1 protein-coding gene is annotated in these 2,145 nt (G+C 63.7%); it reads left to right on the forward strand.

All coding sequences use genetic code 11. The features are described from left to right. Window positions 1-292: 292 nt before the first annotated feature. Window positions 293-2,145: carbon starvation CstA family protein (locus AB4Y84_RS19930; RefSeq protein ID WP_442250755.1), on the forward strand; the 1,853-nt coding region annotated here is incomplete at its 3' end.

Consider the following 2,145-nt stretch of genomic DNA (forward strand, 5'->3'; position numbering starts at 1 on the left):
CGGACCGGCTCGGGAAGGCTCATGGTGACTCCTGTTGGATGGATGCCGGTAAAAATGGACGCTGCAGCGCGCAACGCCAATGGATGTCACCGCAACCGATTGTTCCATCCTTGGTGTTCGCCGCATGTCATGTCCGCACGCCGGCACCGCCTGCGTTGTGGGCAGCGAGGGAACATCGCCACCTGCCACACCCATGTACGACCAAAGTACTACCGCTGAATGGTCCCGTGCACATTGACCCTGCCAGGGGCACGCGGGACTCTTTGCCTGTCTTTCCGGGAGAGAGCACCTCATGAAAGGTTTTTCCAAAATAGGCTGGGCGGCCCTCGCCCTGCTCGGCGCGTTCTGCCTGGGCACGGTGGCGCTTCGACGCGGTGAGCACATCAATGCGCTGTGGATCGTGGTGGCGGCGGTATCGCTGTACCTGGTCGCCTACCGCTTCTACAGCCTGTTCATCGCCGACAAGGTGATGCAGATCGATCCGACCCGGGCCACCCCGGCGGTGATCAACAACGATGGCTTGGACTACGTCCCGACCAACAAGCACGTGCTGTTCGGCCACCACTTCGCCGCCATTGCCGGTGCCGGTCCGCTGGTCGGCCCGGTGCTGGCCGCGCAGATGGGCTACCTGCCCGGCCTGCTGTGGCTGGTGGTCGGTGTGGTGCTGGCCGGCGCGGTGCAGGACTTCATGGTCCTGTTCCTGTCCAGCCGCCGCAACGGCCGCTCACTGGGTGACCTGGTACGCGAAGAAATGGGCCAGGTGCCCGGCACCATCGCGTTGTTCGGTGCCTTCCTGATCATGATCATCATCCTGGCCGTGCTGGCGATGGTGGTGGTCAAGGCGCTGGCCGAAAGCCCGTGGGGCATGTTCACGGTGATCGCCACGATGYCCATCGCGATCCTGATGGGCGTCTACATGCGCTACATCCGGCCAGGCAAGATCGGTGAGATCTCGGTGGTGGGCCTGGTGCTGCTGCTGGCCGCGATCTGGTTCGGCGGCAAGGTGGCGGCAGACCCGACCTGGGGCCCGGCCTTCACCTTCACCGGCACCCAGATCACCTGGATGCTGATCGGCTACGGCTTCGTCGCCTCGGTGCTGCCGGTGTGGCTGCTGCTGGCACCGCGCGACTACCTGTCGACCTTCCTGAAGATCGGCACGATCATCGCGCTGGCCATCGGCATCCTGGTGGTGATGCCGGAACTGAAGATGCCGGCGCTGACCCAGTTCGCTGCCAGCGGCGACGGCCCGGTGTGGAAGGGCGGCATGTTCCCGTTCCTGTTCATCACCATCGCCTGCGGCGCGGTGTCGGGCTTCCATGCACTGATTTCTTCGGGTACCACACCGAAGCTGTTGGCCAATGAAGCGCACATGCGCTACATCGGCTACGGCGGCATGTTGATGGAATCGTTCGTGGCCGTGATGGCACTGGTGGCCGCGTCGATCATCGATCCGGGCATCTACTTCGCGATGAACAGCCCGGCAGCGGTGATCGGTGCCGATGCAGCGTCGGCCGCGCACTACATCACCAATACCTGGGGCTTCACCATCACCCCCGAACAGCTGACGGCCACGGCCGCAGCCATCGGTGAACCGACCATCCTGCACCGTGCCGGTGGTGCACCCACTCTGGCGGTGGGCATCGCGCAGATCCTGCATGAGGCAATACCCAGCAGCAGCGACGCGATGATGGCGTTCTGGTACCACTTCGCCATTCTGTTCGAAGCGCTGTTCATCCTCACCGCTGTGGATGCGGGCACCCGTGCCGGTCGCTTCATGCTGCAGGACCTGCTCGGCAACTTCATTCCTGCACTGAAGAAGACCGAATCGTGGACCGCGAACATCATCGGTACGGCCGGCTGCGTGGCGCTGTGGGGCTACCTGCTGTACACCGGCGTGGTCGATCCGTTCGGCGGCATCCAGACGTTGTGGCCGTTGTTCGGCATCTCCAACCAGATGCTGGCGGGCATCGCGCTGATGCTCGGCACGGTGGTGCTGTTCAAGATGAAGCGTGACCGCTACGCGTGGGTCACCGCGGTGCCTGCGGTGTGGTTGCTGATCTGCACCACCTATGCCGGTTTCATCAAGATCTTCGACAGCAATCCGGCGCAGGGCTTCCTGGCACAGGCACACAAGTTCCAGGACGC

The sequence above is a fragment of the Stenotrophomonas sp. 2YAF22 genome, from assembly GCF_052114665.1.
GTDB lineage: Bacteria > Pseudomonadota > Gammaproteobacteria > Xanthomonadales > Xanthomonadaceae > Stenotrophomonas > Stenotrophomonas indicatrix.